The sequence below is a fragment of the Burkholderia sp. E168m23 genome (assembly GCF_016586125.1).
In the GTDB taxonomy this organism is placed as follows: domain Bacteria; phylum Pseudomonadota; class Gammaproteobacteria; order Burkholderiales; family Burkholderiaceae; genus Burkholderia; species Burkholderia orbicola.
In genome coordinates this window covers 1-1356 of the sequence record NZ_BCPP01001361.1, presented here as the reverse complement: position 1 = coordinate 1356, position 1356 = coordinate 1, and the positions used below count along the sequence as shown (strand labels likewise).

The window sequence follows — 1356 nt, the reverse complement described above, 5'->3', positions numbered from 1 at the left end:
GAGCCTATCCGAATGTTTGTGTGTGAGGCATAAACTGATGGCCAAGGAGCCACGTTATGCCACGCAAACGCAAGGAAGAAGTGACGATAGAACCGGGCAAGGGCTTGAACCTGGACCCCGAGCTGATCAAGCAACTGGTGCCCGGGACGCTGAACCGGGCGACGATCAACGAGCAGCTTGCGGCGCTCAAGAAGGCAATCTTCGAACGCGCGCTGGGCGGCGAACTGACCCACCACCTCGGCTACGAGAAGGGCGATGCCAAGCCGGCAGGCCGCACGAACCACCGCAACGGCACCAGCCGCAAGCGCATCACGACCGACGACGACCTGCTCGACGTCGAGATTCCGCGCGACCGCGAAGGCACCTTCGATCCGGTGCTGATCGCCAAGGGCGAGCGACGCTTCACCGGCTTTGACGACAAGATCATCGCGATGTACGCACGCGGCATGAGCGTGCGGGAGATTCAGGGTTTCCTGCTGGAGATGTACGGCATCGAGGTGTCGCCGGACTTCATCAGTACGGTGACCGATTCCGTGATCGACGAAGTGCGCGAATGGCAGCAGCGGCCGCTCGAGCCGATGTACCCGGTCGTGTTCTTCGACGCCTTGCGAGTCAAGATCCGCGACGAAGGCGTCGTGCGCAACAAAGCGATCTACCTGGCGCTGGGCGTGCGCCGCGACGGCACACGCGACGTGTTGGGCCTTTGGATCGAGCAGACCGAGGGGGCCAAGTTCTGGCTGAGGGTAGTGAACGACCTTAAGCTGCGCGGCGTGCAGGATATCCTGATCGCCGTGGTCGACGGCCTGAAGGGCTTCCCGGAAGCGATCAACACGGTGTTCCCGGAAACGACGGTCCAGACCTGCATCGTGCATCTGATCCGGAACTCACTGGACTTCGCCAGCTGGAAAGACAGGAAATCGGTCGCAGCGGCGCTCAAGGAGGTCTATCGGGCACCGTCGGCCGAAGCGGCCGCCGTGGCGCTGGACGCGTTCGATACGAGCCCGTGGGGTGCGAAATACCCTCCGATCGCCGCGCTCTGGCGCCGAGCCTGGGATCAGGTGATTCCGTTCTACGCCTTCGCGCCTGACATCCGGAAAATTGTATATACGACCAACGCGATCGAGTCGCTGCACATGCAGCTTCGGAAGATCATCAAGGCGCGCGGCCACTTCCCGTCGGACGAGGCCGCGCTCAAACTGATCTGGCTGGCGCTGCGCAACGTCGTGGCCAAGTGGACTGGCTCCCGGCACGATTGGAAGAGCGCGATGACGCAGTTCGCACTGCTTTACCCGGAACGATTCAACATTGGAGTCTGAATCTCAACCCGCCTCACACACGGAATTCCGGATACCTCCC

At 62.0% G+C, this 1356-nt stretch carries 1 protein-coding gene; it reads left to right on the top strand.

The window, feature by feature from the left end; translation table 11 throughout:
• The first annotated feature begins 56 nt into the window (after positions 1–56).
• On the top strand, positions 57–1316 hold the full coding sequence (locus JMF90_RS37295) for an IS256 family transposase (RefSeq protein ID WP_011544750.1): 1260 nt from the start codon (positions 57–59) through the stop codon (positions 1314–1316).
• The last annotated feature ends 40 nt before the right edge of the window (positions 1317–1356 follow it).